Origin of the sequence: Mesorhizobium tamadayense, from assembly GCF_003863365.1 — a bacterium.
GTDB lineage: Bacteria > Pseudomonadota > Alphaproteobacteria > Rhizobiales > Rhizobiaceae > Mesorhizobium > Mesorhizobium tamadayense.
In genome coordinates this window covers 68251-92469 of sequence record NZ_RQXT01000024.1, presented here as the reverse complement: position 1 = coordinate 92469, position 24219 = coordinate 68251, and the positions used below count along the sequence as shown (strand labels likewise).

Here is a 24219-nt window from a genome sequence, read left to right as displayed (position 1 = left end):
CGCGTCCTCAGGCCAAGGCCACACCGGCCACCGGCGATCAGGAAACAAGCGGCCTCAATTCCCTCCGCTCTCCTTCATCCGTTCGATGATCTCGGCCCTCAGGCCCGTTACAGCGCCGCCAACGCCGGCCTTTCCGGCCGGAACAGATGGCAGGCGGAGGGCGCGATATCGAGGGTGACCGGCGTATGCAGTGGCGTGGCGTCGCCGCCTTCGGCCTGCACCACAACCGAGACGTCGGGCGTCGAGGTCGATGCCTTTGATGACCTCCGCCGACCCGTAGGATTTGCGCACGCCGCGCAGCTTAAGCTCAGCCATGGCTTGCCTCCCTGGCGCCGGGCTTTTCGCCGGCGCCGCCCTTGGTCTCCTCGTTCTGCACCATCGCCAGCGCCGTGCCCGGCTCGCCCTCCCACAGGATCAGGCTTGCCGCGCCGACCAGCCCGGCGCGATCGCCGAGTTCCGCCGGCACGATCGGCACGTCGCGATAGGCCTGCATGGCGCGCTCCTCCACAGTCGCCCTGATGCCAGGCGCCAGCAGGTCGAAGCCGTTGGCAAGGCCGCCGCCCATGACGATCAGGTCGGGCGAATAGAGATGCAGAAGATTGGTGAAGCCGATGCCGAGCCACCGCGCTTCCGTCTCGACGAGGTCGCGGGCGCTGGCGTCGCCGGTGCGCGCGGCCTCGATGACATGGCGGGCGGAAACGTCGCCGTCATTGGAAAGGCGCCTGAGCATCGAGCCGTCGCCGGACCTGGTGAGCCGGGTCGCCTGGCGCCCGAGCGCTGTGCCGGAGGCCACCGCCTCGAAGCAGCCGACATTGCCGCAGAAGCAGCGGTCGCCCTCGCCGGTGATCGTCATGTGGCCGATCTCGGCCGCGAGCCCGCGCCTTCCATGATAGATGTGGCCGTCGGCGACCACTCCGCCGCCGATGCCGGTCGACACGGTGACGAAGACCAGCGATCCGGAGCCGCGGCCGGCGCCGAAGCGCCATTCGCCGAGCGCCGCGGCATTGGCGTCGTTCTCCAGCCGCACCGGCAGGCCGAACTGCCGGCTGAGAATGTCGATCAGCGGCACATTGTGCCAGCCGGCGAGCGTCGGCGGCCCGATGACGATCCCTGCCTTGGGGTCGAGCGGCCCCGGCGCGCACATGCCGATGCCACTGACCTTTGACTGCGGGTGTTCTTTGAGCAGCCTGTCCGCCAGCGTGATGATCTGGCCGATCACCGCTTCAGATCCGGCGCCGGCAAGCGTCGGCGCCGAGACGCGCGCGACCACGTCGCCGCTGCGCTCGACCAGCGCGCCGCGCAGCTCCGTGCCGCCGAGGTCGAAGGCAAGGGCGATCGTGCTCATCAAGCGGCGGCCTTCAGCCCATGCAGCCAGGCAATGCGTCGGGCGAGGTCCGGATCGCCGAAGGCGAGCGAGCCCAGCACCACCGTGTCGGCCCCGGCGGCGCGCAGCAGCGGCACCGTCTCGTGGCGGATACCGCCATCGGCGGCGAGCAGGATGTCGGCCGCGCGGCCGGCCTTCCTGATCAGAGCGCGCGCCTCGATCAGGCGCGGACAGGCTTTTTCGGACAGGCCCTGTCCCTTGACGCCGATCGAGGTGCCGAGAAGCGTCACGAAGGCGACGTCCGGCAGGAACGGCTCGATCGCGTCAACCGGCGTCTCCAGCCGCAGTACCACGCCGGCCTCGGCGCCGAGCTCACGCGCCAACTTCACTGCGCGTAAGCCCGCCTCGCCATTCTCGGCATGGATGGTGACGAGATCGGCGCCGGCCTCGATGAACTGGCGCGTCTGCGCCTCGACGATGTCGGCTTCGACCATCAGATGCACGTGGATCGGCTTGGCCGTCAGCCTGGCGATGCGCGCCACCAGGTCGGGGAAGAACAGGAAGCCCGGGGTGAAGCGGGCGTCAGCGACGTCGATGTGATGCAGATCGGCATGGGCTTCGATGCGCTTCAGGTCGCGCTCCATATTGGCGAGATCCGCCGACCACAGCGAGAACTCGCCGATGAGCCGGTCGCGCGGAAGTGCGGCTATTGCCGCGGGGCCGGAGAGGGGTTTGGTGGTCATCACGAAATGAGGCTCCGGACTTGCGAGTGGGATTGGAGGAAGGTGGCGATCTGCGTATGCAGCTCGCCGAAATGCTTCGCGCTGTCGCGCGCCTTGGGTGTGATCTCGGCGAAGACCGCATTGGGCATCGCGGCAGCAAGCGTGTATGCGGCAGACAGCGGGTGCACGGCATCGATTTCGTTGCCGACGACCAGCGCTGGAATGTCGAGCGCGGCAGCGTCGCGTTCGGAAACCCCCGGTCCGTCGCCGGCGATATTGGCGAGAACTTGCGCGAACGCCTTGGCGTCGGGCCGGTCGAAATAGCCAAGCAGCGAGGAAAGATTGTCGGGCGCCTCGCGATAGAGCCGTGCGGCGGTCGCGGATTGCGCGAAGACAGTCCGCCCCTTGTCGGTCCCGTGTCCGAGGATGAGCTCGGCGACCTCGGCGATCGGCTGCATGTTTGTTGGCGCCGCGGCAAAGGTCCACGCCGGCCGCACCAGGACGAGGCCGGCGACGCGCTGCGGATGACGGCAGGCGAGGCGCAGCGCAATCGCGGCACCCATCGAGACGCCGCCGGCGAAGAAGCGCTCGAGTCCGGCCTGGTCGGCGGCGGCGAGCACATCATCGGCGAACATTTCGAACGAGAACGGCCGCCGCTCGCCGAGCCCGGAGCCGCCATGGCCACGGCATTCCAGCGTGATGCGGCGGAAGCCGGGAGGAAAAGTCTGCGCGACCTGCGCCTCGCCGCCGCCCAGCCCGTGCTGGAACACCACTGCCGGACCTTCGCCCGTATCCGTGCCCAACAGCGTCGCGCCGTCGCGAAGAAGCGCAATCCGGCCCGCCATCACACCAACTCCTTGAGCAAACGTGCGACGCCCGGCGCTTCCTCGGCCGAAAGGCCGTGCGTCACCAGCGGGCCGTCGAAGCCGGTGGCCTTCAGGCGAGCGATGAAGTCGGCGAAGTCGACAACGCCTTGTCCGGCCGTGGCGAAGCGTCCGTCGGCGAAACGATCCTTGGCGTGCGCGAGCGCGATATGGCCGGCCGTGCGATCGACCGCGCCGGCGACGATGGTGCGCGCTTCGTCGGCGCTGGCCTGTTCGAACAGATTGGCGGGATCGAGCACGACGCTCAGACGCTTCGAGCCCATCTCGGTAATCAGCCGGACGGCGTCGTCGGCCGAGGTGACGATGTTGGCCTGCTCCGGCTCGATGCCGAGATCGACGCCATGACGCTCGGCAAGGTGCAGCGCCTTCTCCATCTCGCGCGCCATGTCGGCCCAGGCCGATGGATCGGCATTGCCGGGATGATGCGCCCACTGATCGTCGGGATTGCGCGTTCCGGTGCAGAGCGTGACGAGCGGGATCGAAAGCCTAGCTGCTGTTTCGATCACGACGGCCAGCCGGCGCAACCCGTCGTCGCGCACCCGGCTGTCCGGATGCGCCATATTGTAGGTGCCCGAAAGCGCGACGAGACCGACGCCGGTAGCCTTGGCGGCGGCATCGATGGCGTGGATCGCCTCCGCCGGAACGTCGTCCGGCATCGACGGCAGGCCGGCGCAGGCAAGGTTGAACTGGGTGACCGCGAAGCCCGCGTCGCGCACGGCGGCAAGCACGCCGGCCGGGTCGTTGCCGGGGAAGGTCTTGGCGAACACCCCGACCTGCATCAGACCGCTCCCGTCACGCTGGCAAGCTCGACGCGCTCGCCACTTTCGACCGAGCGGGCGATCGCCACCATGGCGCGGATCGAGGCGAGCCCGTCCTCGACAGTGGCGCCGCGCAGCGGCGCGCCGTTGAGCACGGTGTCGGCGAGGCCTTCCAGTTGCCGCCGGAAGAAGTGGCCGTCGGCGCCGAGCGGCTTGCGCGAGGTCGCGTCCTTCTCGTGGAAGATATCGACCTCGCTCGCCCGGAAGTACCAGGGATTGAAGGTCTTCGCGATCACTGAGCCGTTCTCGCCATAGAGCTGGAAGCCTTCGTGCCAGTCCATGCGCACGGCGACCGTCAAGTCGAGATGGCCGAGCGCGCCATTGGCGAATTCGGTCTCGACGAACCAGCAGTAGGCGCCGAAGCGCTCGTTGAGGCGCGCGCGGACAGCACGGATTTCGCCGCACAGGAAGCGCGCCGTGTCGACCAGATGCGAGCCATGCGCCAGCATGAAATACTGTCTCAAATCCGCCTTCGGGTTGCCGCCAGGCTTCTTCGCCAGCTTGCTGGTGATGGGCAGCGGCTGCACGGCGTCGGTATTGGTGTAGCGATGGGTGGAATCGCAATACCAGGCCTTCAGCGCCAGGATCTCCCCCATCTCGTCACGGACGAAATCGCGCGCCGCTTCCAGCGCCGGGTCGAAGCGCTTCATGTGGCCGACCTGCAGCACCTTGCCGGAACGCTTGACCGCTTCGGCCAGCTTCCCGCCTTCCTCGACTGAGACGCCGATCGGCTTTTCGCACAGAACGTGCTTGCCGGCCTCCAGCGCCTTGATCGACATCGGCACGTGATAGGCATCCGAGGTGGCGACGATCACCGCCTCCAACTGCGGGTCGGCGAGCATGGCGTCGTAGTCGCTGTACATTTTTTCCGGCTCATAGGTCGCGCCCATGCGCGCGAGCAGATCAGGCGCGGCGTCGCAGATCGCATAGAGGTCGGCATTGCTCGCCTTCACGCAGGATTCCAGGTGGGCGAACTGCGCGATCGGCCCGCAGCCGAGCACACCAACACGAAGGCGACGGTCTTGCTTGCGAATCATTCGTCTCAGGCTCCGTAGCCCCGCATGGTCTGGCGGTTGGTCTTGACCGCCTTGGCCGGATCGGCGGCGGCGGTTTCGGATTCCTCCTCCAGCACCAGCCAGCCGTTGAAGTTGGGTGCAGCACTCGCGATCTCGATCACCTTTGCCGTGTCGCAGATACCCTTGCCGAGCATCGCCCAGGTGCCTGCGGCATCGACATCCTTCAGGTGCACGTAGCGGATGCGGTCGCGATAGGTGGTGAGGGTATCGGCCATGTCCCGATGGCCGCGCAATATGTGGCCCGTGTCCGGCACCCAGCCCACCAGCGAGGCGTCGATCAGGGAGAAGATGCGGTCATAGTCCGCGCGATCGAAGAGCAGCGTGTTGTGGTGCGAGCTCGGATGCAGCGCGACCTGGACTCCGGCCTGGCGGCCGAGTTCCCCGGCCCTGTTGTAGATCTCGGCGGCGATCGCGAACTTGTCGTCGCGCGGACCGTCGGAGACGACGGTCGCCGAACCCATCGAGACAAGCGCGCCCGGGAATTCGGCGGCAAAATCGATCCAGCGTTTGGCTGTCTCCAGGTCGGCGCCGATCTGGTCCTTCCGCGTAAAACCGCTTTTCGAGCCGAAGGCGAAGGAGACGAGCGTCAGCCCCGTCGCCTTCAGCGCCGTCGCGAACTCCGCCGGTCTGGCGGCATAGCGGCCGATCATGGTGTCGGTGATCTCGATGCCGGCATAGCCGCCATCGGCGATCGCCTTCAACAGATCGTCGGGACCGCCGGTGAACCGGTCTCCCAGCATTTCCCAGGTGAAGGTCTGGCAGCCGACTTTGAGGTCTTTCACGTTCATCCTTTCATTCCTTGATACCGCCTATTCCTTGATGCGCCCTGCGTCAGCCGTTCGATGATGTGGCGCGGGAAGAGCAGCACGAGCACGATCGGCGGAACGGCGACGACGGCCGCGGCCGCGGCGATGTCGCCTGCCAGCAGACAGGACCCAATCATCGATTGCGATACGCGGGGGCCTGCTCCTTCGGTTCTCCTTGGGATGGACATCCTACTTGACCGAGCCCGCGGTCATGCCGGCGAGGAAGAACCTCTGGGCAACGAGGTAGATGAGCAAGAGCGGTAGCGAGCCGAGCACGCTCATCGCCATCATCTGGTTCCATTCGAAGGCATGCTGCCCCATCAACAGCTGGATGCCGATCGGGACGGTGCGCATGGACGTTGACTTCGTCAGCGTCAGCGCAAAGAGAAATTCGTTCCAGCACAACAGGAAGGTGTAGACCGACGTCGCCACGATACCAGGCAGTGAAATCGGGACGATCACCCGCCAAAGCGCTGTCCAACTGGTGCCTCCGTCGACAGCCACCGCTTCATCGAGATCGCGGGGCAAGGTGTTCAGATATCCCGTCATCAGCAGGATCGCGTAGGGCAGCGTAAACACCAGGTAAGTCAGGATCAGTGCGACGTAGGTGTCGAAGATACCATATGAGACGACAAGCCCGAAGAAGGGGATCAAGAGTGTGATCGGCGGAATCGTCTGCGTGCTGATGATGAGTGTGTTCAGGCTGCCCTTGCCGCGGAAGTTGAAGCGGCTGAACCCATAGGCCGCCAGCAAGGCGATCAGCACCGTTAGCACGGTCACCACTCCCGCCACGAAATAGCTGTTGAAGAAGAAGCGCAGCTTCACCGGGTCGCCAAGGATGGCTGCATACGCTTCCAGCGTGAAGGCCTTCGGCAGGATGGTTGGTGGCAGGGCAAAGATTTCGGTATTCGATTTGAACGAACTGCTCAGCATCCAGTAGATCGGGAAGGCCGCGAAAAAGAGCCCCGCTGCAAGCGCGACATGCAGCGCGACGGTGATCAGCCTGTCTTTCGGCGTATGCCTTTTCCTCATGGTGACTACCGAGCCTTTTGATAGCGGATGTAGAACAGCGTCAGGCCGAGAGAGATCAGCAGGATGACCACGGCGCTCGCCGACGCCTGCGACAGGTTGTAGCTCGAAAACGCCAGCTTATACGTGTAGGTGCTGAGGACCTCGGTCGAGTAGATCGGGCCGCCGCCCGTCGTTATCCAGATCAATGGAAAGACCTGCATGGTCCAGATGAAGTCGAGCAGCGAGATGCTGATGATGATCGGCATCAGCTGCGGGATGGTGATGAAGATCAGCTTCTGGTAGGCCTTCGCCCCGTCGATATCGGCGGCCTCGTAGAAATCCTTGGGAATGCCCTGCAAGCCTGCGAGCAGGCTGACCATGAAAAGCGGGTAGCCCGCCCAGATATTGGCGAAGGTGACGGCGTGCAGTGCGGTCTCGGGCGAGGAAAACCACTCGACCTTGGAACCGATGATGCCCATCTGCATGAGAACGCTGTTCACGACACCGTTCGGCTCGAGCAGGAGGCGCCAGATCACGGCGATAATCACTGCGGTGAACAGCCAAGGCAGTATGTAGAGCACGCGCAGAATATTGCGCAGCGTCGGATTGATGCGGTCGCTGTTCAGCATGAGTGCGAAGACCATGCCGATGGTCATGTGGAAGACGACACTCATGCATGTGAAGTAGAGCGTGTGCCACAGCGAGGCCCAGAACACCGGATCGGCAAAGATCGCCTGGTAGTGTTTCAGTCCGGCAAAGGACGGGTCGCGACGCAGCACCGCGCTGTTCTGGAACGAATACGCAATCACCGTCACCATCGGCAGCAGCATCAGAAGGCCGATTATGAGGAGCGAGGGCGACAGGTAGAGATAGGGTGCGACCGCTCGTTTCAGTCTATGGTGGGAGCGCTTCTGCCGAGTCATGTGCCAACCTTGGGATACGCCTTCAAGAGAAGGCGAGCTTCGGAAACAGGTCCATCTCAAATTGCCGATCCGTTGTTGACGGGTGGCCTGCCCGAAGTCAGGCCACCCTGTGGAAGATAGCAAACGGGGAACAGGCCGCTCAGAATTTCGCCATCCAGCCCTTTTGAGCGTTGGCTGAGGCTTGTTCCGGAGACTGCTCGCCGGCGAGCATCTTCTGGGCTTCCACGTCGAACTTGGTCATCAGGTCTTCAGCCACCGGCAGACCCGTGAACTCGTTGGCGAGATAACCGGTCTTGAAGATCTCGAAAGCCTTGCCGAAAGCCTTGTCCGAGGTCACGAAATCGGGCTTGGCGTTGACGTTGCCGGGGAAGGCGTTGGCAAGCGATACGAGCTTGGCGTTCACCTTTTCACTCATCAGGTATTGGACAAGTTTCCAGGCCTCCTCCTGATGTTTCGAGCCCGCGGAGATGCCGATGCCCCAGGAGGCATAGGGAAGGCCGCGCTTGCCGTTATAGTTCTCCACGACCGGGACCGGGATGAGGTCGAAGTTCAGTTTGGGATTGCGTTTGCGGATGAGGTTCACGTGCGCGAGCGAGTCGATCATCATTCCGACCCGGTCGTTGACGAATTCCTCGACCTTTTCCTGCTCGGTCTTGGTGGCAATGCCGGGCGAGATGACGCCGGCGTCGTTCAGCGATTTGACGAAGGTGAGCATATCGACGACCGGCTTGCCCTCGAGAGCGGGCTTGCCGTCCGCCATCATCGATTGACCCGATGCCCAGACCCACGACATCAGGTCGTTCTGGACACCGGACGGCGTTTGCAGCGACAAGGGAAGCACCCAGCCATACTGGTTCTTGTCGGCATGCGTCATCTTCTTGGCGGCTTCGAGAAACTCCGCGCGCGTCGACGGCAGCTTGGTCACGCCTGCCTGGGCGGCGAGGTCCATGTTCACGAAGACCGGATAGACGAACGAAGCCACGGGAAACATCACCGCCTTGCCGTCGACCTTGATGATGTCCGCGACCTGGGTCTTGTCGAACCCGCTCGCATCCATCATCGGGTTCATGTCGGCGAGCGCATTCTGCGCGTTCAGATTGTTCACCCAGGCGCCGTCGAGACCGACGACGTCGCTAAGCGTTCCAGTTGCAGCACCAACCGAGATCTGGTCTCGCGTGGTCGCATAGGGGCCGCTGACCAGCGTCACCTTGATTCCGGGGTTTGCAGCCTCGAAGTCATTCATGATTGCCCTGAGCGAGCCGGCCGGCAATTCGGGCTCCCACCATTGGGTGAATTCCAGCGTCGTGTCCGCCATGGCGCCGGTTGCGCCAAGCAACCATGCGGCCGCGGCTATTTTCAGCATCGCGGGTTGTATCCGAAACGTCATTTTCTCCTCCTTCTTTAAGATCGACCGCACAATGCGGACGATCGTCTGCTTTATTCAGAAGCCTTCTTGCGAGTATCTTTCGCAGGCGCCTCGCTCTCGCCTGCGGTCTGCCGCAGATCTTCAGATCGCCAGATGCGTCTCGGGATCGAAGAAATGGAACTTGGCATCATCCAGGGCCAACCGGATTTCCGAACCGGAGTGGACGGCGCTGACCGGCTCGAATCTCGCCACCGCGTTCGATGCCAGGCCAAAATCGTCCACCGCGTCCGGATCGCCGGAGTCCACCCGGACCGCGTCGATGTTCAGGTGGACGATATGTTCAGAGCCGAGTTCTTCGATCGAAGTCACCTTTGCGGGTATCGTCTGATACTTGCGACCGGATTCGAGGCTGCTGTCATAAAGATCCTCCGGTCGGATCCCGAACACGATCTTGCGCCCCTCATACGACCGCAAGCCCGGCCTGCCGGCGAACGCTGCATCCTGCAGCCGGATGGCGAAGTCGCGAAAAACGAGCTCGCCGCCCTTCAGGGTCGCTTCGAAAAGGTTCATCGAAGGAGAACCGATGAAGCCGGCAACGAAGGCATTCACCGGCGATTCATAGAGTCTCTTGGGTGTGTCGACCTGCTGCAGCACGCCGCCTTTCAACACCGCGACCCTGTCCCCCATCGTCATCGCTTCGATTTGGTCGTGGGTCACGTATATGGTCGTGACGCCGAGCTGCTTTTGCAGGCTGGTGATTTCGGCGCGCATTTGAACACGCAGTTTCGCATCCAGGTTGGAAAGGGGTTCGTCCATGAGAAAGGCGGCCGGCTCGCGCACCATGGCACGGCCCATGGCAACCCGTTGACGCTGTCCGCCTGAAAGGTTCGCGGGTTTGCTGTCCAGCAAAGACGTCAGCTGAAGGGTTTTGGCGATCTCGTCCACGCGCTTCTTGCGCTCGGCCTTCGGCTTGCCTGCCAGCCGCATCGAAAAGGCGATGTTTTCGGACACCGTCATATGCGGGTAGAGCGCGTAGCTCTGGAAGACCATCGCGATGTCGCGGTCCTTGGGCGGCATGTCGACGACGTCGACTCCGCCGATCCGAAGGCTGCCGCTGGTGATGTCCTCCAATCCGGCGATCATTCGCAACGCGGTGGATTTGCCGCAGCCGGACGGCCCGACGAGAATCAAGAACTCGCCGTCCTCGACCGATAGGTTCAACTGGTCGATTGCGCGAAAATTGTTACCGTAGGTTTTGCAGATATTCTCAAGAATGACTTCTGCCATCTTCCTCCTCCACAAGTATAAGCCACTGACTTTTATAATTCTCCTCGGCTTATGGTAACCTGCGAAATATTTCCTCGGATAGTTTCAGGCTATGTTCCAGTATCGATCTGCGCATATTTCAGTTCGACTGCTGACGGAGCGTTCGTCGATGCCAGGAGTTCCGTGACCTGGTCGTCGGTCGGAAGCGCCTCGCGCCCGCCACGCCCCGTTATCGAAACGGCCGCCGCCGCGGCCGCGAATGCCACCCGGCCTGCGGTGTCGGCCCCGCGCGTCAATGCACGGGCATAGGCGCCATGAAAGCAGTCACCCGCGCCGGTCGAGTCGACGACCACAACCCGGTGCGGGGGCAGGTGCCAGAGACCTGTCTCTTCACGCCCGCGATAGTACACGCCCCTGCCACCATCGGTCAGAACCACAGCGGACCGCGACGGCAACCACAATGCATCGAGCATCTCGGCCGGCGATCGGCACCCCGTGGCAGTCCGCGCAAAGCCGAGTGGAAGAATGAGATGGTCGCAGAGCGCGATCAGCCGCTCCGTGGCTGGGCCGCTGCTCCATTCGATATCGCCGAGGATCGCAAGGCCGAGATCGCGAGCCCGAGCCACGACATCCAGCGACCGGATCGCGTAGCTATCGACGATCAGGACGGTCGCGCGGCTGAGGATATCGTCCGGAAAGTCCGGAGCGGTGCCCAGCATCGCATCGTCGTCATACGCGATGAACCGTTCCCCGTCCGAGCCGACGGTGATCCGCGAGCGCACCGGTCGCGCGTCGGGATGGCGCGGCGCGAATGCGGTTTCAACACCGCTCGCAACGAGATCGCGCAGCACGGCGTCGTCCGCGGCACTGCCCAGCCATCCGACGAACCCGGCGGTTCCGCCGAGCCGCACGACGGCGGCCAGCGCCGTCGCGACATTTCCCCCGAAAGCGCGGGTACTTTGCAGAACCTTCCCCTTGCCCGCCGACAACGGCTGATCGACATAGACGATGTCGTCGATCGCAATAGCGCCGAAGCCGAGGATCGGGGGGACGGTGGGCATCGTTCAGGCACCCGCCTTCGCCAGGGCGTCTTGCGCCGAAAGGCCGTCATGGATGACGCCGCGAAAGGCAAGCGCTGCCTTCTGCGGATCGCCATGCCCCCAGAGATTGCGGCCTACCACGGCACCGCGTGCGCCGGCACGGATGGCGTCCGCCGTCTGCTTAAGCGCGCCGAGCAGGGTATCGGTCTTCGGACCACCCGCGATCACAACCGGCACCGGGCAGGTGCGGACGGTCTCTCGGAACGACTCGAAATCGCCCGTGTAGCCGATCTTGATCACGTCGACGCCGGACTCGTAGCCGATGCGCGCCGCATAGGCGATCTCGTCGGGGGTGAAGACAATTTTTGCTCCGTCGGTGAAATCGCGAGGGTAGATATGCGCCACCACAGGCATGCCGTAGCGGGCCGCTGCATTTACCGAATCGGTCAGCCAGCGTATGTATTTGCCCTCGGTCGCGCCGCGTACCGGAATGGCCACGGCCAACGCATCGGCCCCCGCGCGAACCGCATCCTCGGGCGTTGCGATCAACTCGCTGATGCGATCGTCCGGAGTGAAGCAGCCCGCCTGGATCACCAGAGAAGCTTTGCCCGCGTATTGCGGCCACAGATGGCGCGCGGTGCCAGGCTGGATGCTGACGTAGTCGGGTTTGCCCGCCATGACGCGTGCGAGCGCACCCGGCAGGTCGGCAAGGCCGCCTTTGCGCACGTCGCCATAGCCGACGAAGTGGTCAACCGCGCCGCCAAAAAGGTTCCCCGATGGATGCGAGAAGAGGCGCGCAAGACGTACCTTGGTTCCTAGGCTCATGAGTCGAAAATTCCCCAATCGTTTGATTTCCAAATCCTGGACCCAGTGTTTGCGAAAGAAATAGGAAATGCAATCTTTCGAAAGCTTTCGAAATTGCGTATTTTTGGTAGGATGAGCCGAGGCCAGGAGCGGTTGCTTGGCGCATGGAGGCAAAGGCAGGGCAATGTTGTCAGAGCAGAGACGCCAATCGATCCTGGGCGAGGTGCAACGCAACGGACAGGTTCGCACGAAGGACCTGTCAGACGATTTTGGCGTGTCGGAAGTCACGGTGCGCTCCGACCTCGAGATACTGGACCGCAAGGGACTACTGACCAAGACCCGTGGAGGGGCGGTGACCCGGACCACCGATTCGACTACGGCCGCGTTCGCCCGGCGGATGCAAACGAACCTCGACGCAAAGAAGCGCATCGCCCGGGCGGCGGTAGACCTGTTCGAGGACAACCAATCGGTCATCTTCGACGGCGGCTCGACATTAATGCAGCTTGCCATGCAGTTACCGCCGCTCAGCAATGTCGTGGTCGCGGCCACGGCCATGAATATCGTGCAGCATCTTATGCATCGTCCCGGACTCGACGTTCATATGATCGGCGGCCGGGTCTATCCCGACACGGTGAGCACGCTGATCACCGATGCCGATACGGCTCTCGGCGGCTTGGTAGCGCATCAGGTCTTTGTTGGAGCGCATGCGATAGACTCGTCACTGGATGTGGTCGACGTGAACGAAGACATGGCGCGAACGAAGCGAAACCTCGTTCGCATGGCCCGGCGCGTTGTCCTCCTCGCCGATTCGAGCAAATGGGGCGTCAGCGGGACCTCCAAGGCATTTTCGCTGTCGAGCGTCGATGTGGTGATCACCGACGATGGCCTGCCCGGTCCAATACGCAGCCAGCTTGATAGGACCGGGGCCAAGGTGATCTATGCCTGAACCCGTCGCGGTCCCTGACCGCGACGGAAAGATCCAATGCGCGCATGACCCACGGGATTCGCATCGGCCGTTGGCCGTTTTTCATGTCAGTCATTTTCTCCTCCTGAAAGGCTGGCGGCCTCCGATGTCGCGCCAGCGTTTTCACATGCTCTATAAAAATTTTACGCGCGTCAATATTTAAAATGCTGTATAGCGAGTCACAAAAATTGTCCGCCGCGATCGCGACGGACGGCCATGGACGCTGCCGCCTGGGAGGTCGGATCGAAAATGCAAGCAAAATCAGGTGCGAAGCTCGGCATCGGCGTTATCGGGTGCGGCAACATATCGATGACCTATCTGCGCAACGCCGCCCTTTTCGCCGGTATGGAATTGCGCGCTTGCGCCGACATCTCCGCTGACATGGCCGCATTGCGAGCGAAGGAGTATGGCATCCGCGCGCTTGGCGTGGACGCGCTGCTCGCCGATCCGGAGGTCGATCTCGTCCTCAACCTCACCATTCCCTCGGCGCATTTCGACATCTCATTTTCGGCGCTCTCGGCCGGAAAACATGTCTTCACCGAAAAGCCTCTTGCGACTTCGGCCAGCGACGGCCGCCGGCTGGTCGCCGAGGCGGCCAAGCGCGGCCTGCTTTTGGGCTCGGCTCCCGACACCTTCCTCGGAGCCGCCGGGCGCCGGGCGCGACGGCTGATGGATGAGGGCGCGATCGGCCGCGCCGTGACCGGCACCGCCTTCATGATGGGGCGCGGCATGGAGCACTGGCATCCCAACCCGCAATTCTACTACCAGCCGGGCGGCGGTCCCGTCTTCGACATGGGGCCTTATTATCTGACGATGCTGGTCAACCTGCTCGGCCCGGTCGCCCGCGTCATGGCAATGGCGACGCGCGGCCAGGAAGAGCGCCTGATCACCGCCGAGGGTCCCTACAGGAACACTACCTTCAGGGTCGGCACGCCGACCAACATCCTGTCGCTGCTCGAATTCCGCTCCGGCGCCACCGTCACCTTCGGCGCGTCCTGGGATGTCTTCAAGCACTCCAACCATCCGATCGAGTTGCACGGCACGGAAGGCTCGCTCAGGCTGCCCGATCCCGACACTTTTGGCGGCACCGTCTCGCTGTCGGCGCGCGGCGACGGCTGGAAGGATTTCGAGAGCGAGGCCGAGCTCTACGGCGCGCGCAACTGGCCCTATGCCGCGCCCGACCGCGCCAACTACCGCATGCTCGGCGTCGCCGACCTGGCGCGCTCGCTGTTGGACGGCAGGAGGCCGCGCGCGTCCGGCGAACTGGCGCTGCATGTGCTCGAGATCATGGAAGCGATCCTCGCCTCGGGCGAAAGCCGCAACTCCGTCGCGGTCGCCGGCACGGTCGACCAGCCGCCGCTGCTCGGCGAGGACGAAGCAGCAAGCCTGCTCGCCTGAGGCAGCATTGGCCGCATGGCGAAATTCGACCCTATGTTTGGTCAGCCCTAGGCAGACTGACGCATCACCAGCGTCGCGTCGAGCTTGACCTCCGGCGCGACGGCCGCGCCGTCCTCGTCAAGGAGCGCGAGCAGCGTCTCGACACTGTGCCCGGCCATCGCCGCAAAATCCTGCGCCATGGTGGTGAGCGCCGGGCAGGTGTAACGGCTGAGCGGATGGTCGTCATGCGCGGCCACCCGCAGGTCGCAATCCGCCTTGCGGCCCACCTTCAACCCTTTCGAGAAGGCGGCCGCCATCACGCCGAAGGCGAGACGGTCGTTGGCGCACAGGACGGTCTTGCCCGGCAGGCCGCCATCGTTGAGCAGCTTTTCCGTCTGCTCGTAGCCGATGCGCTCGAAATCCCAGGTGTAGTCCTCAGTATTGCCGAAGACGACGGGCTCGAACCCGAGCCGCTGCATCGAGGCGACATAGCTGCTCAATCGTTCCGGCGAATTGTGATTGACATGTGGGATGTCGAAATAGACCGGGGCGTCGCCCGAGCGGCAAAGATAATCGACGATGGTCGACACGCTCTGCGCGTTGTTGTTGCCGACGAAAGGCGTGTCGCCTTCGAGATAGGTGTCGAAATAGACGATCGGGATGGTCTGCGTCAGCTTCTCCAGCGTCCGCTGGTCGGATCGTTTCCCCAGCGGCGCGATCAGCGCGCCGGATACTTTCAGCGACAGGATAGTGCGCGTCGCCTCGACTTCGAGCTCGGTCGAGCCATGCGAGGAAATGACGATCGGCCAATAGCCTTCGTCGCGCAGCCTGAGCTCGATGCGACTGACCATCTCCGAATAGAACGGGTCGGTCACTGTCGGCACGACGATGCCGATGCTGCGGGTGCGCTTGCGGTTGAGATTGCGCGCGAACAAATTGGGCCGGTAGTCGGACGAGCGCAGCGCGTCCTCGATCCGCTTTCTGGTCGCAGGCTTGACGCTGGTCGGATCGTCGAAATACTTCGACAAAGTCGGCCGGGAGACGCCGCAGGAACGGGCGAAATCCTCCATCGTCTTGTGCGTCATCGGCTCAAACCCTCGCGGCATGGAATCCTTGGCTCCCATGCGCTGCCCCGGTGCTACATACGGCTCGCCGGCGCGCGACTGCAAGTTGAAACTTTACAGGAAGCCTTGCAAGTTTCAACGCGTCGACAGAAATTATTCCATGCGTAAATTTATTAATTGACGCGAAAATGTAGCGGCCCTATTCAATTTCAGCGTCTGTTGGCATCCGGCCAATGTGCTAGAGCAATTCCAGGAAAAGTGCGTAGCGGTTTTCCGTCCGGAATTTGCGTAAAAACAGAACGCAGCCGGTGCACGGGAAACAGCCGGGAGGACATGGATGAAGAAGCTGGTCTCAGCCGGCGAGATCCTGGTCGAGATCATGGCCGAGCGCATCGGCCAGAGCTTTCTCGAGCCCGGTCCGCTGGTCGGACCTTTTCCGTCCGGCGCCCCAGCGATCTTCATCGGCCAGGCGGCGGCGCTCGGCCAGCCGGCGGGTCTCATCGGCGCCGTCGGCAAGGACGATTTCGGCCAGCTGAACATCGACCGGCTGCACGCGCTCGGCGCCGACGTTTCGGCAATCGCGGTCCATGAGGGCCATGCCACCGGCACCGCCTTCGTCACCTATCGGCCCGACGCTTCCAGGCATTTCGTCTTCAACATCCGCAACAGCGCCGCCGGCCTGCTGGAGATGAACGATGCGGCCGAACGGCTGCTCGACGGAGCCAACCACGTCCATGTCATGGGCTCCTCGCTGTTTTCCGACCGCGCCACCGAAGTCGCGCTCGCCGCGATCGCGGCCGTGAAGGCCAAGGGCGGAACCGTGTCCTTCGATCCCAACATCCGCCGCGAGATCATGCAGGCCTCCGGCATGCGCCAGGCGCTCGACCAGGTGCTGGCTGAGACCGATGTCTTCCTGCCCAGCGACAACGAGCTGTTCCTGTTTTCTTCGGCCGGCGACGAACCGAGTGCGGTTGCCGACCTTTTGAATCGAGGCATCCCCTGCATCGTACTGAAGAAGGGCGCCGATGGCGCCGCCTATCACGACCGGCAGGGCACTGTCGCCATGCCTGGCTTTGCCGTGGAAGAAATCGACCCGACCGGCGCCGGCGACTGCTTCGGCGCCGCCTTCGTTTCCTTCTGGCTGCGCGGCGCCGCGCCCGCCGAAGCGCTGCGTGTCGCCAATGCCTGCGGTGCGCTCGCAGTCACCCGCAAGGGTCCGATAGAAGGCATCCATCGCCTGGCCGACGTCGAGGCGTTCATAGCCAAGGCGGAGATGCTTGCATGACCGGCGCCACGACAAGATTTGCCGGCATCGCCAGCCGGCGCACGGCAAGCGGCAAAAGCGGCATCGCCTCGATCTGTTCGGCGCATCCGCTGGTCATCGAAGCGACGCTCCGCCATGGCGCGGCACTTGGCGCTGATGTGCTGATCGAGGCGACCTGCAACCAGGTCAACCATGAGGGCGGCTATACCGGCATGACGCCGGCCGCATTTCGCGCTTTCGTCGAGGCGCATGCGATGAGCTCAGGCTTTCCGCTCGACCGGCTGATCCTCGGCGGCGATCATCTCGGCCCGAATCCGTGGAAGCATCTGCCCGCCGCCGAGGCGATGCGGAAGGCGGCCGCGATGATCGACGCCTATGCCTCCGCCGGCTTCACCAAGCTGCATCTCGACACCAGCATGGCCTGTGCCGACGATTCCGCGGCGCTTGCCGACGAAACAATCTCCGCGCGCGCGGCCGAGCTTGCGGCGGTTGCTGAAGCTGCGGTCGCACGCGACGGCGGCAAAAAGCCCGTCTACATCATCGGCACCGAAGTGCCGGTGCCGGGCGGCGCGCTGGAAGCGCTCGACCATGTGCATGTCACCGAGCCGGCCGATGCGCTCCGCACCGTCGAAGTCCACCGCCAGGCCTTCTCCCGCCTCGGCCTCGATGCCGCCTTTGCCCGGGCCGTCGGCGTCGTCGTCCAGCCCGGCGTCGAATTCGGCAATGCCGACATCATCGCCTATGCGCCTCAGAAGGCGACGAAGCTGGTGGCGTCGCTCGAGAGCATGCCGCAATTCGTCTTCGAGGCGCATTCGACCGACTATCAACCGGCCGCGGCTTTGGCCGCGCTCGTGCGCGACGGCTTCGCCATCCTCAAGGTCGGTCCATGGCTCACCTTCGCCTTGCGCGAGGCGCTCTATGGGCTCAGTCATATCGCTGACCAATTGGCGCCTGATCCGTCCCGCGAAAGCCTGCCGGCCGCCATGGAGCGCGTCATGCTGGCCTCGCCCGGCAACTGGCAGAAATACTATCCCGGCACGCCAGACGAGCAGCGCTTGCAGCGGCATTTTTCGTTCAGCGACCGCATCCGCTACTACTGGCCATCACCCGACGCGCGTCATGCCACCGAAGCGCTGCTGGCCGCAGTTGGCGACCGGGAGATCCCGCGCCCGCTGATCAGCCAGTACCTCGGCCATCTCGATACCGACGTCGGCGCGGCCCGGATCAAGCCGACCGCGCATGGGCTTCTGATCGCCAGCGTCACGCGCGTCCTCGACATCTATCGCGGCGCCACGAATCCGTAAGCCCGGCCGGCCGGACTGGCTGCGCGAGCGTTGCGACGCTCGGCAAACACATTCTTTCGAGACGATCTTCCAAAAAATCTTCGACGTCGCGTTCCGTTTCCATCCTTTGGGTCGTCCTTGGTGTGTCCGAAACAGAAGGAGCACCGCAATGGCCAGGATGGTCGTTATCTACCCGACACCAAAGGACGTCGAGGCGTTTGACCGGCATTACTTCGAAATTCACGTGCCTCTCGCCAAGAAGATTCCGGGTCTCAGGAAATACGAGGTCAGCGACGGTCCCATCGCAACGCCGGTGGGACTCTCCAATGTCCATCGGATCGGTACATTGTATTTCGACGACCTTGCAGCGATCGAAAAGGCGTTCGCAAGCCCGGAGGGAGAAGCGGCTGGGGCGGATCGCCGACTTTATGCCCCTGATGACTCGGGCGTTCAAATGTTCCTTTTCGACCACAAGGAGGTTTGAACCCATCCCTTGCTCGTCTCGGCGGGCTCGTCGACATTTGCGTCCAGTCCCGGGCGGAACAGAGCTTGGAAGCCCCGCAGGTCTCGATATGGCGCTTCGCGGATCGTCTGGAAGGTGTCTAATACACCGGCGTCGCCATGTGCTTGGGCGCCGGCCATTGCGCCGTGATGTCCGGCTGCACCGGCCGTTCGAGATAGGTCGACAGCACGACATAGCTGCGCGTCGAGACCACACCCGGCGTCTCGTAGATCCGCGACAGCAGGCCTTCGAGCGCGCGCGTGTCCTCGGTGCGTACCTTGAGCAGCATGCAGGTGTCGCCGGCGACTGAATGGATTTCCTCGACCTCGGGGCATTCGGAGATCGCCATCAACTCCGGCGTCTTGCCCCAGCCCCTGGTGTCGATATGCACGAAGGCGAGCAGCGGCTTCTTCACCGCCTTCGGATCGATGATCGCGGAGGTGGCGCGGATGGCGCCGCTACGCCTGAGCCGCTTCACCCGTTCATGCGCCGCCGGCGGCGACAGGCCGACGCGATCGCCGAGCTCGGCATAGCTGATGGTCGCATCGTCTACGAGCACGCCTAATATTTTTCGGTCGATCGGGTCGACCTCTCGGGCAGGTTGCCTGTTCCGCTGAACGTCATCTGTTTCTGTGTCCATATGGAAATTCCCCGTTGATGCTGAATTTAATTCGGCCATTATGGAGATATGTCGAACAGTGATCAATCAGTAATTCTGCCTGCGGCGTCGCGGGCGCCGATCCCGGCGGCGGCCTACCTGCTCACAGGCTGCATCGCCGTCATCGGCTCCAACTCGCTGGTGCTCGGGCCGATCGCGCCCGCCGTCGCGGCATCGTTCGGGGCCAGCGTGCCGGCGGTGATGACGGCCGCTGCCGCTTTCGGCCTCGGCACCTCGGCAAGCGCGCTCTTCCTCGCCCGCTACATCGACCGGATCGGCGCGCGCCGCATGCTGCAGGGCGCCTTGCTGTTGCTTGCGCTGGCGCTGGTGGCAAGCGCCCTGGCACCGACGGTGACGGCGCTGGTCGCGGCCCAGCTCGTTGCCGGCGTTGCCGCCGGTATCGCCATGCCCGCGATCTATGCCAGCTCGGCGGCGATCGCGCCGCCCGGCCGCGAGAGTGGCACTATCGGCGTCGTGCTGACCGGCTGGACGCTCTCCATGGTCGCCGGCGTGTCGCTGTCGGCCGTGCTTGCCGATCTCATCCATTGGCGCGCCGTCTTCGCTGCCGTGGCGCTTCTCGCCGGAACCGCCGTCGCAGGCCTAGCGATGAGCTCGCTGCGCGACGTCAGGAAAAGCGGTCCGGCGCCTTCGCCGCTGGGCGCGCTGGCCGTACCGGGCATTGTGCCGCTGCTGATTGCCTGCGGCGCTTTCATGACCGCCTTCTACGGCGTCTACGGCTATCTCGGCGACCATCTCCATGAAGGTCTCGGCGAGCCTGTCAGCGCCAACGGCCTTGCGGCGATCGCCTACGGCCTCGGCTTCGGCGTGGCCGCGCTGCTCGACGGCGTCATCGACCGTCTCGGCGCCCGCCGGGTCATGCCCTTCGCCTATCTCTTGGTCGCCGCCGTCTATGTCGTGATGGCCACGCAGAGCGGCGGCTTCGGCCTGCTGATGGCGACGATCGCCGTCTGGGGCCTGGCCAACCATTTTGGGCTCAACGTGCTGGTCATGCGACTCACCGCGCTAGACCCGGCGCGGCGCGGCACCGTCATGGGCCTGAACAGCGCGGTCACCTATCTTGCCGTCACCGTCGGCACCGCCGGCTTCGGTCCGCTCTATACGAACCTCGGCTTCGCCAACTGCGCCCTGATCGCCGCCTTGCTGATGCTGGTGGCGGCCTTCGCGGCGGCATGGCGATCGGCTCGGCAATAGGCTTGCGTCTGCGCTCGCTCCTTCGCTAAGGCTGGCTTCCGAACCGCACCGGAGCCACGATGAAGACGACGCTCGAGATCACCGCCGAGCCCTTGCCGCAGGACCTCGCCCGTGTCGGCGAGGGGCTCACCGCTTTCAACGACAGCGATGTCGGCGCCTCAGGCCGCAAGACGCTCGCCGTCTTCGTGCGCGACGATGCCGGCGCGATTGTCGCCGGCATTTCCGGCTACACCGCCTGGGGCTGGCTCTACGTGCAGTGGCTGTGGGTCGACGAAAAGCTGCGCGGCCAGCACATCGCCGCCAGCATGCTGGACGCCGCCGAACGCGAAGCGCTGGCGCGCGGCTGTCAAGCCGCCTGGATCGACACTTTCAATCCGGTCGCCGCCAAGGTCTACCAGCGCCAGGGCTACCAGCCGTTCGGCACGCTTGCTGATTTCCCCGCCGGCCGCAGCCGCGTCTTCTTGCAGAAGAAGCTCTGATGCATGTCGCCCAAAAGTGCGTAGCGGTTTTGGGCTAACGACATGTACAAAAGAACCTGATCAGCCTGCCAGTTTTCCGCCGCGCATCGGCTGCGGCACGCCGGTCGTGCTCGGAAAGCTGATCGGCAGGCCGCGCAGCACTCGCACCGCGAGGAAGGCGAAGCATTCGGCCTCCACCGCGTCCCCCTTCCATCCCAGCGTCTCGGCCTGCACCACCTCGACGCCGGCGCGGCGGCCGAGCATTGCCATCATCGTCCGATTGCGGCGGCCGCCGCCGCTGACCGCCAGCCGCTTCGGCCGGCGCGGCAACAGGTCGAGCGCCTTGCCGACCGCGGAGACGGTGAAGGCAGTCAGCGTTGCCGCGCCATCCTCCGCGCCGAGCCCGTCGGCCATCGCCGCGGTGAAGTCGAAACGGTCGAGCGATTTCGGGTAAGGCTTGGTGAGATAAGGATGCTGCAGCAGCCGCTCGAGCCTTGCCTCGTCGACCTTGCCCGCGGCCGCCAGCTTGCCGTCGCGGTCCATCTCGCCGAGACCCTTCGACTTGATGAAATCGTTGACCGGCGCATTGGCCGGTCCGGTGTCGAAGGCGACGATCGCGTTCTTGCCGTCCCACCAGGTGATGTTGCCGACGCCGCCGAGATTGAGCACGGCCGTGTCGCCGCTGGCATCCGCATCCTTCAGCAGCGCCGCATGATAGGCGGCGGCCAAAGGCGCGCCTTGCCCGCCGGCGGCCACATCGGCCGATCGGAAGTCGTAGGCGACTTTGGTGCCGAGAAGCGCTGCCATCAGCTCGCCGTCGCCGAGCTGGCGGGTGCGGCCGATCCGTCCCGGCTGTGGGGCACGGTGCAGCACGGTCTGGCCGTGGAAGCCGACGACGCCGATATCGGCCATGGTTAGCCCATAGCTTTCGACGAGATCCTTGACCGCGGCCGACTGTGCGCGCGTCAGCGCTTCCTCGGCCTCGTGGAAGATCGCCGGTTCCGGCCCTTCGAAATTCCAGACGCGCGCCTGGCGCAGCGTCTCTTCGAGCAAGCTGCGGATCGATTGCGGGTAGGGGGCTAAAGTATAGGTGCCGAAGTCGGCTACACGCTCGCCGTCGGTCTTGATCAGCGCCACGTCGATGTTGCCGTCAAGCACCGTGCCGGTCATCAGGCCGACGGCCCAGATTGGTTCCATGGTCCTTCCTCGAATCGCCGTTGGTTCACGTGTCGGACGGATCGGCCCGACAGGCAAGTCCTTCGAGGGCGCTGCGACCGGCCCCTTCTCCCCGTCACTATACGGGGAGAAATGCCCGGCAGGGCAAGGGGCGGCGCCGACATCGACGATCTGTCGTTTGTCCGAGACGATTGCCCTGGGCCCTGATGGACCTGTCGCATGTGCCGGCGACTTTTGCATCGAACGGCGAAATTGGAGCACCGCAATCCTTGCCTCTTGCCGCCAAAGGCGCGAACCTACACGGCATGAGTGTCGGCGTCGGCCGAACATCGAAGGACATCGCAGGGAGGAACGAAATGGCAGCCAATGTCGCAGTGATCGCGGGTGCCGGAGCTGGCCTCAGCGCCTCGTTGGCCCGGCTCCTCGGCAAGGAAGGTTTTCGCGTCGTGCTGGCCGCCCGCAACGTCGACAAGCTCGCCGCGCTGGTTCAGGAGACCGGCGCGCAGGCGGTGGAGACGGACGTGTCGGATGCCGCCTCCGTCGCACGGCTGTTCGAGACGGCCGACAAGGCCGGACCCCTCGAGATTGCCGTCTTCAACGCCAGCGGCCGCACGCGCGGCCCGATCGTCGAGCTCGATCCCGAGGCGGTCAAGCAGGCACTGCTCGTCGGCGCCTATGGCGGCTTCCTCGTCGGCCAGCAGGCAGCGCGTAGGCTTCTGGCGCGCGGCTCAGGCTCGATCCTCTTCACCGGCGCCACCGCAAGCCTCAAGGGCTTCTCCGGCTCTGCCGGTTTCGCCATGCCGAAATTCGGGCTGCGCGGGCTGGCGCAATCGATGGCGCGCGAGCTTGGCCCGAAGAACATCCATGTCGCCCATTTCATCATCGACGGCCAGATCGAGCCGCCCGGACAGGCGGCCGAGCCCGACCGGCCGGATCGCCGCCTGTCGCCCGACGCGATCGCCGAAACCTATCTCGCGGTCCATCGCCAGCATCGCAGTGCCTGGAGCTTCGAGGTCGAGCTCAGGCCATGGGTCGAGACGTTCTGACTCGTTCATGCCGATTGCAAGATCCGCGAACGGCGATGGCAACGATCGCGGCGGGGCCTGCGTGGTCTCGCAGCGCGCTTCATAGGCGCTGCCGCTTCGATCTTTCGCCACGTCGAATATCTGCTCGGCGGTGGCCGGTATGCTCCAAGTCATTAAATCTTTGAGAGAATATTTTCCGCGTTCCGTTTGATAGGAAAAGCGCTTCTTTGCTCAACCGGGCAGCATTGGTGATGCTGATATAGAGGCTTCGCATTCCGCCAGGCCGAAATGAATTCAGGATCGCAAGGAACGCATCATGTCCGAACGCGGCAACGCTTCAGTATCTCTCGTTACGTCAATCACCAGGCGCGCCGGACTTGCCGCGCTTCTCGCCGCGACATTTGCCGTCATCGGTCTCACAGCGCCGTCGCCGTCCTTTGCCGAGGACAAGAAGGCGATCAAGGTCGGTATCATCAGCGGCGAAGACGAGGACGTCTGGCGGGTCGTCACCGCCGAGGCGGTCAAGAAAGGGCTGACGATCGAGACCGTCGTCTTCAACGACTACACCCAGCCCAACGAGGCGCTCGAGCGCGGCGAGATCGACGCCAATGCCTTCCAGCACAAGCCGTATCTCGACAACCAGATCAAGACTCAAGGCTATCGCATCGTCCCGGTCGGCTATACCGGCGTCTGGCCGATCGGCCTTTATTCGAAGAAGCATACCAAAGTCGCCGATCTGCCGGAAGGCGCGGTCATCGGCCTGCCCAACGATCCGTCCAACGAAGGCCGCGCGCTGCATGTGCTGGAGCACGAAGGCCTGATCAAGCTGAAGGACGGCATCGGCATCCTGGCGACGACCGCCGACATCGCCGAGAACCCGAAGAAGCTCGAGATCAAGGAGCTCGACGCCGGCATCGTCGGCCGCTCGGTCGACGATCTCGACGCCGCCGTGGTCAACACCGACTGGGCGCTGAAGAGCGGGCTGACGCCGGAAAACCGCATCGCGCAGGAGCCGGTGGCCGACAATCCCTACCGCAACTTCATCGCCGTCAAGGCCGGCAGCGAGAACGAGCCCTGGGTGAAGACCCTGGTCGCCTCCTACCAGAACGAGACGGTGAAGGCCGAGTTCGACAAGGTCTACAAGGGCACCGGGATCAGCGCCTATTGATCGGCGCGTGGCTGGCAGGAACGGGCGG

The 24219-nt window shown here is 64.1% G+C and carries 24 protein-coding genes and 1 pseudogene; 9 read left to right on the top strand and 16 right to left on the bottom strand.

Going from position 1 to position 24219, the window contains the following annotated elements:
* Positions 1-234: 234 nt before the first annotated feature.
* The 13 genes and pseudogenes from EH240_RS19685 to EH240_RS19620 all read right to left on the bottom strand — a co-directional run.
* A pseudogene (locus EH240_RS19685) lies at positions 235-315 on the bottom strand (ATP-binding cassette domain-containing protein); the annotation flags it as partial.
* The gene (locus tag EH240_RS19680; protein ID WP_125001562.1) at positions 308-1345 is read right to left on the bottom strand and encodes an ROK family protein; all 1038 of its coding nucleotides are present in this window, start codon (positions 1343-1345) and stop codon (positions 308-310) included. The gene EH240_RS19680 and the pseudogene EH240_RS19685, both read right to left, overlap by 8 nt.
* Entirely contained in the window at positions 1345-2067 is a 723-nt protein-coding gene (locus EH240_RS19675) for a ribulose-phosphate 3-epimerase (RefSeq protein WP_125001559.1), read from the bottom strand. The genes EH240_RS19680 and EH240_RS19675 overlap by 1 nt, the downstream gene beginning before the upstream one ends.
* Entirely contained in the window at positions 2067-2891 is an 825-nt protein-coding gene (locus tag EH240_RS19670) for an alpha/beta fold hydrolase (RefSeq protein WP_125001557.1), read from the bottom strand. The genes EH240_RS19675 and EH240_RS19670 overlap by 1 nt, the downstream gene beginning before the upstream one ends.
* Positions 2891-3709: a sugar phosphate isomerase/epimerase family protein gene (locus EH240_RS19665; protein WP_125001554.1), complete on the bottom strand. Its 819-nt coding sequence runs from the start codon at positions 3707-3709 to the stop codon at positions 2891-2893. Before EH240_RS19665 ends, EH240_RS19670 begins: the two co-directional genes overlap by 1 nt.
* Positions 3709-4785 carry a Gfo/Idh/MocA family protein gene (locus tag EH240_RS19660; RefSeq protein WP_125001551.1) on the bottom strand — a complete coding sequence of 359 codons (1077 nt, stop codon included), beginning with the start codon at positions 4783-4785 and terminating at the stop codon, positions 3709-3711. The genes EH240_RS19665 and EH240_RS19660 overlap by 1 nt, the downstream gene beginning before the upstream one ends.
* A gap of 5 nt (positions 4786-4790) precedes the next feature.
* The gene (locus EH240_RS19655) at positions 4791-5612 is read right to left on the bottom strand and encodes a sugar phosphate isomerase/epimerase family protein (RefSeq protein ID WP_125001548.1); all 822 of its coding nucleotides are present in this window, start codon (positions 5610-5612) and stop codon (positions 4791-4793) included.
* A 207-nt stretch (positions 5613-5819) separates the two neighbouring features.
* Positions 5820-6662, bottom strand: a complete 843-nt coding sequence (locus EH240_RS19645) for a carbohydrate ABC transporter permease (RefSeq protein WP_125001542.1) — start codon at positions 6660-6662, stop codon at positions 5820-5822.
* Between the two features lie 5 nt (positions 6663-6667).
* The gene (locus EH240_RS19640; RefSeq protein ID WP_125001539.1) at positions 6668-7564 is read right to left on the bottom strand and encodes a carbohydrate ABC transporter permease; all 897 of its coding nucleotides are present in this window, start codon (positions 7562-7564) and stop codon (positions 6668-6670) included.
* Between the two features lie 139 nt (positions 7565-7703).
* Positions 7704-8951 (bottom strand): ABC transporter substrate-binding protein, encoded by a 1248-nt coding sequence (locus EH240_RS19635; RefSeq protein WP_125001537.1) that lies wholly within the window; start codon positions 8949-8951, stop codon positions 7704-7706.
* A 120-nt stretch (positions 8952-9071) separates the two neighbouring features.
* The gene (locus EH240_RS19630) at positions 9072-10217 is read right to left on the bottom strand and encodes an ABC transporter ATP-binding protein (protein WP_125001534.1); all 1146 of its coding nucleotides are present in this window, start codon (positions 10215-10217) and stop codon (positions 9072-9074) included.
* 89 nt (positions 10218-10306) lie between these two features.
* Positions 10307-11257, bottom strand: coding sequence for a PfkB family carbohydrate kinase (locus tag EH240_RS19625; RefSeq protein WP_125001531.1), 951 nt, complete (start codon positions 11255-11257; stop codon positions 10307-10309).
* A gap of 3 nt (positions 11258-11260) precedes the next feature.
* A complete protein-coding gene (locus EH240_RS19620; protein WP_125001583.1) occupies positions 11261-12061 on the bottom strand; it encodes a beta/alpha barrel domain-containing protein in 801 nt (266 codons plus the stop codon).
* A 163-nt stretch (positions 12062-12224) separates the two neighbouring features.
* On the opposite strand from EH240_RS19620, the gene EH240_RS19615 reads away from it, so the two are divergent.
* Together EH240_RS19615 and EH240_RS19610 are read left to right on the top strand one after the other, a co-directional pair.
* Complete coding sequence (locus EH240_RS19615) at positions 12225-12986, top strand: DeoR/GlpR family DNA-binding transcription regulator (protein ID WP_125001580.1); 762 nt, start codon at positions 12225-12227, stop codon at positions 12984-12986.
* 267 nt (positions 12987-13253) lie between these two features.
* On the top strand, positions 13254-14402 hold the full coding sequence (locus EH240_RS19610) for a Gfo/Idh/MocA family protein (protein ID WP_125001528.1): 1149 nt from the start codon (positions 13254-13256) through the stop codon (positions 14400-14402).
* A gap of 47 nt (positions 14403-14449) precedes the next feature.
* Here the strand turns inward: EH240_RS19610 and EH240_RS19605 are convergent, their stop codons facing one another.
* A complete protein-coding gene (locus tag EH240_RS19605; RefSeq protein ID WP_206075291.1) occupies positions 14450-15466 on the bottom strand; it encodes a LacI family DNA-binding transcriptional regulator in 1017 nt (338 codons plus the stop codon).
* Positions 15467-15782: 316 nt separating this feature from the next.
* Between EH240_RS19605 and EH240_RS19600 the strand changes: the two genes are divergently transcribed.
* The 3 genes from EH240_RS19600 to EH240_RS19590 all read left to right on the top strand — a co-directional run bounded on the left by EH240_RS19600 (position 15783) and on the right by EH240_RS19590 (position 18476).
* A complete protein-coding gene (locus tag EH240_RS19600; protein WP_125001522.1) occupies positions 15783-16730 on the top strand; it encodes a sugar kinase in 948 nt (315 codons plus the stop codon).
* Positions 16727-18013: a D-tagatose-bisphosphate aldolase, class II, non-catalytic subunit gene (locus EH240_RS19595; RefSeq protein WP_125001519.1), complete on the top strand. Its 1287-nt coding sequence runs from the start codon at positions 16727-16729 to the stop codon at positions 18011-18013. Before EH240_RS19600 ends, EH240_RS19595 begins: the two co-directional genes overlap by 4 nt.
* 148 nt (positions 18014-18161) lie before the next feature.
* Positions 18162-18476 (top strand): EthD family reductase, encoded by a 315-nt coding sequence (locus EH240_RS19590; protein WP_125001516.1) that lies wholly within the window; start codon positions 18162-18164, stop codon positions 18474-18476.
* A 118-nt stretch (positions 18477-18594) separates the two neighbouring features.
* On the opposite strand, the gene EH240_RS19585 is transcribed toward EH240_RS19590, so the two are convergent.
* Positions 18595-19134: an Lrp/AsnC family transcriptional regulator gene (locus EH240_RS19585; RefSeq protein WP_125001513.1), complete on the bottom strand. Its 540-nt coding sequence runs from the start codon at positions 19132-19134 to the stop codon at positions 18595-18597.
* 48 nt (positions 19135-19182) lie between these two features.
* Here EH240_RS19585 and EH240_RS19580 point away from each other — a divergent pair, with 48 nt between their 5' ends.
* Together EH240_RS19580 and EH240_RS19575 are read left to right on the top strand one after the other, a co-directional pair.
* A complete protein-coding gene (locus tag EH240_RS19580; protein WP_125001510.1) occupies positions 19183-20364 on the top strand; it encodes an MFS transporter in 1182 nt (393 codons plus the stop codon).
* Positions 20365-20423: 59 nt separating this feature from the next.
* Positions 20424-20843, top strand: a complete 420-nt coding sequence (locus EH240_RS19575; RefSeq protein WP_125001507.1) for a GNAT family N-acetyltransferase — start codon at positions 20424-20426, stop codon at positions 20841-20843.
* Positions 20844-20903: 60 nt separating this feature from the next.
* Here EH240_RS19575 and EH240_RS19570 read toward each other — a convergent pair whose 3' ends face one another.
* Entirely contained in the window at positions 20904-22019 is a 1116-nt protein-coding gene (locus EH240_RS19570) for an anhydro-N-acetylmuramic acid kinase (protein ID WP_125001504.1), read from the bottom strand.
* A gap of 335 nt (positions 22020-22354) precedes the next feature.
* Here EH240_RS19570 and EH240_RS19565 point away from each other — a divergent pair, with 335 nt between their 5' ends.
* Together EH240_RS19565 and EH240_RS19560 are read left to right on the top strand one after the other, a co-directional pair.
* On the top strand, positions 22355-23044 hold the full coding sequence (locus EH240_RS19565) for an SDR family NAD(P)-dependent oxidoreductase (protein ID WP_125001501.1): 690 nt from the start codon (positions 22355-22357) through the stop codon (positions 23042-23044).
* Positions 23045-23339: 295 nt separating this feature from the next.
* A complete protein-coding gene (locus tag EH240_RS19560; protein ID WP_125001498.1) occupies positions 23340-24191 on the top strand; it encodes a MetQ/NlpA family lipoprotein in 852 nt (283 codons plus the stop codon).
* Positions 24192-24219 lie beyond the last annotated feature (28 nt).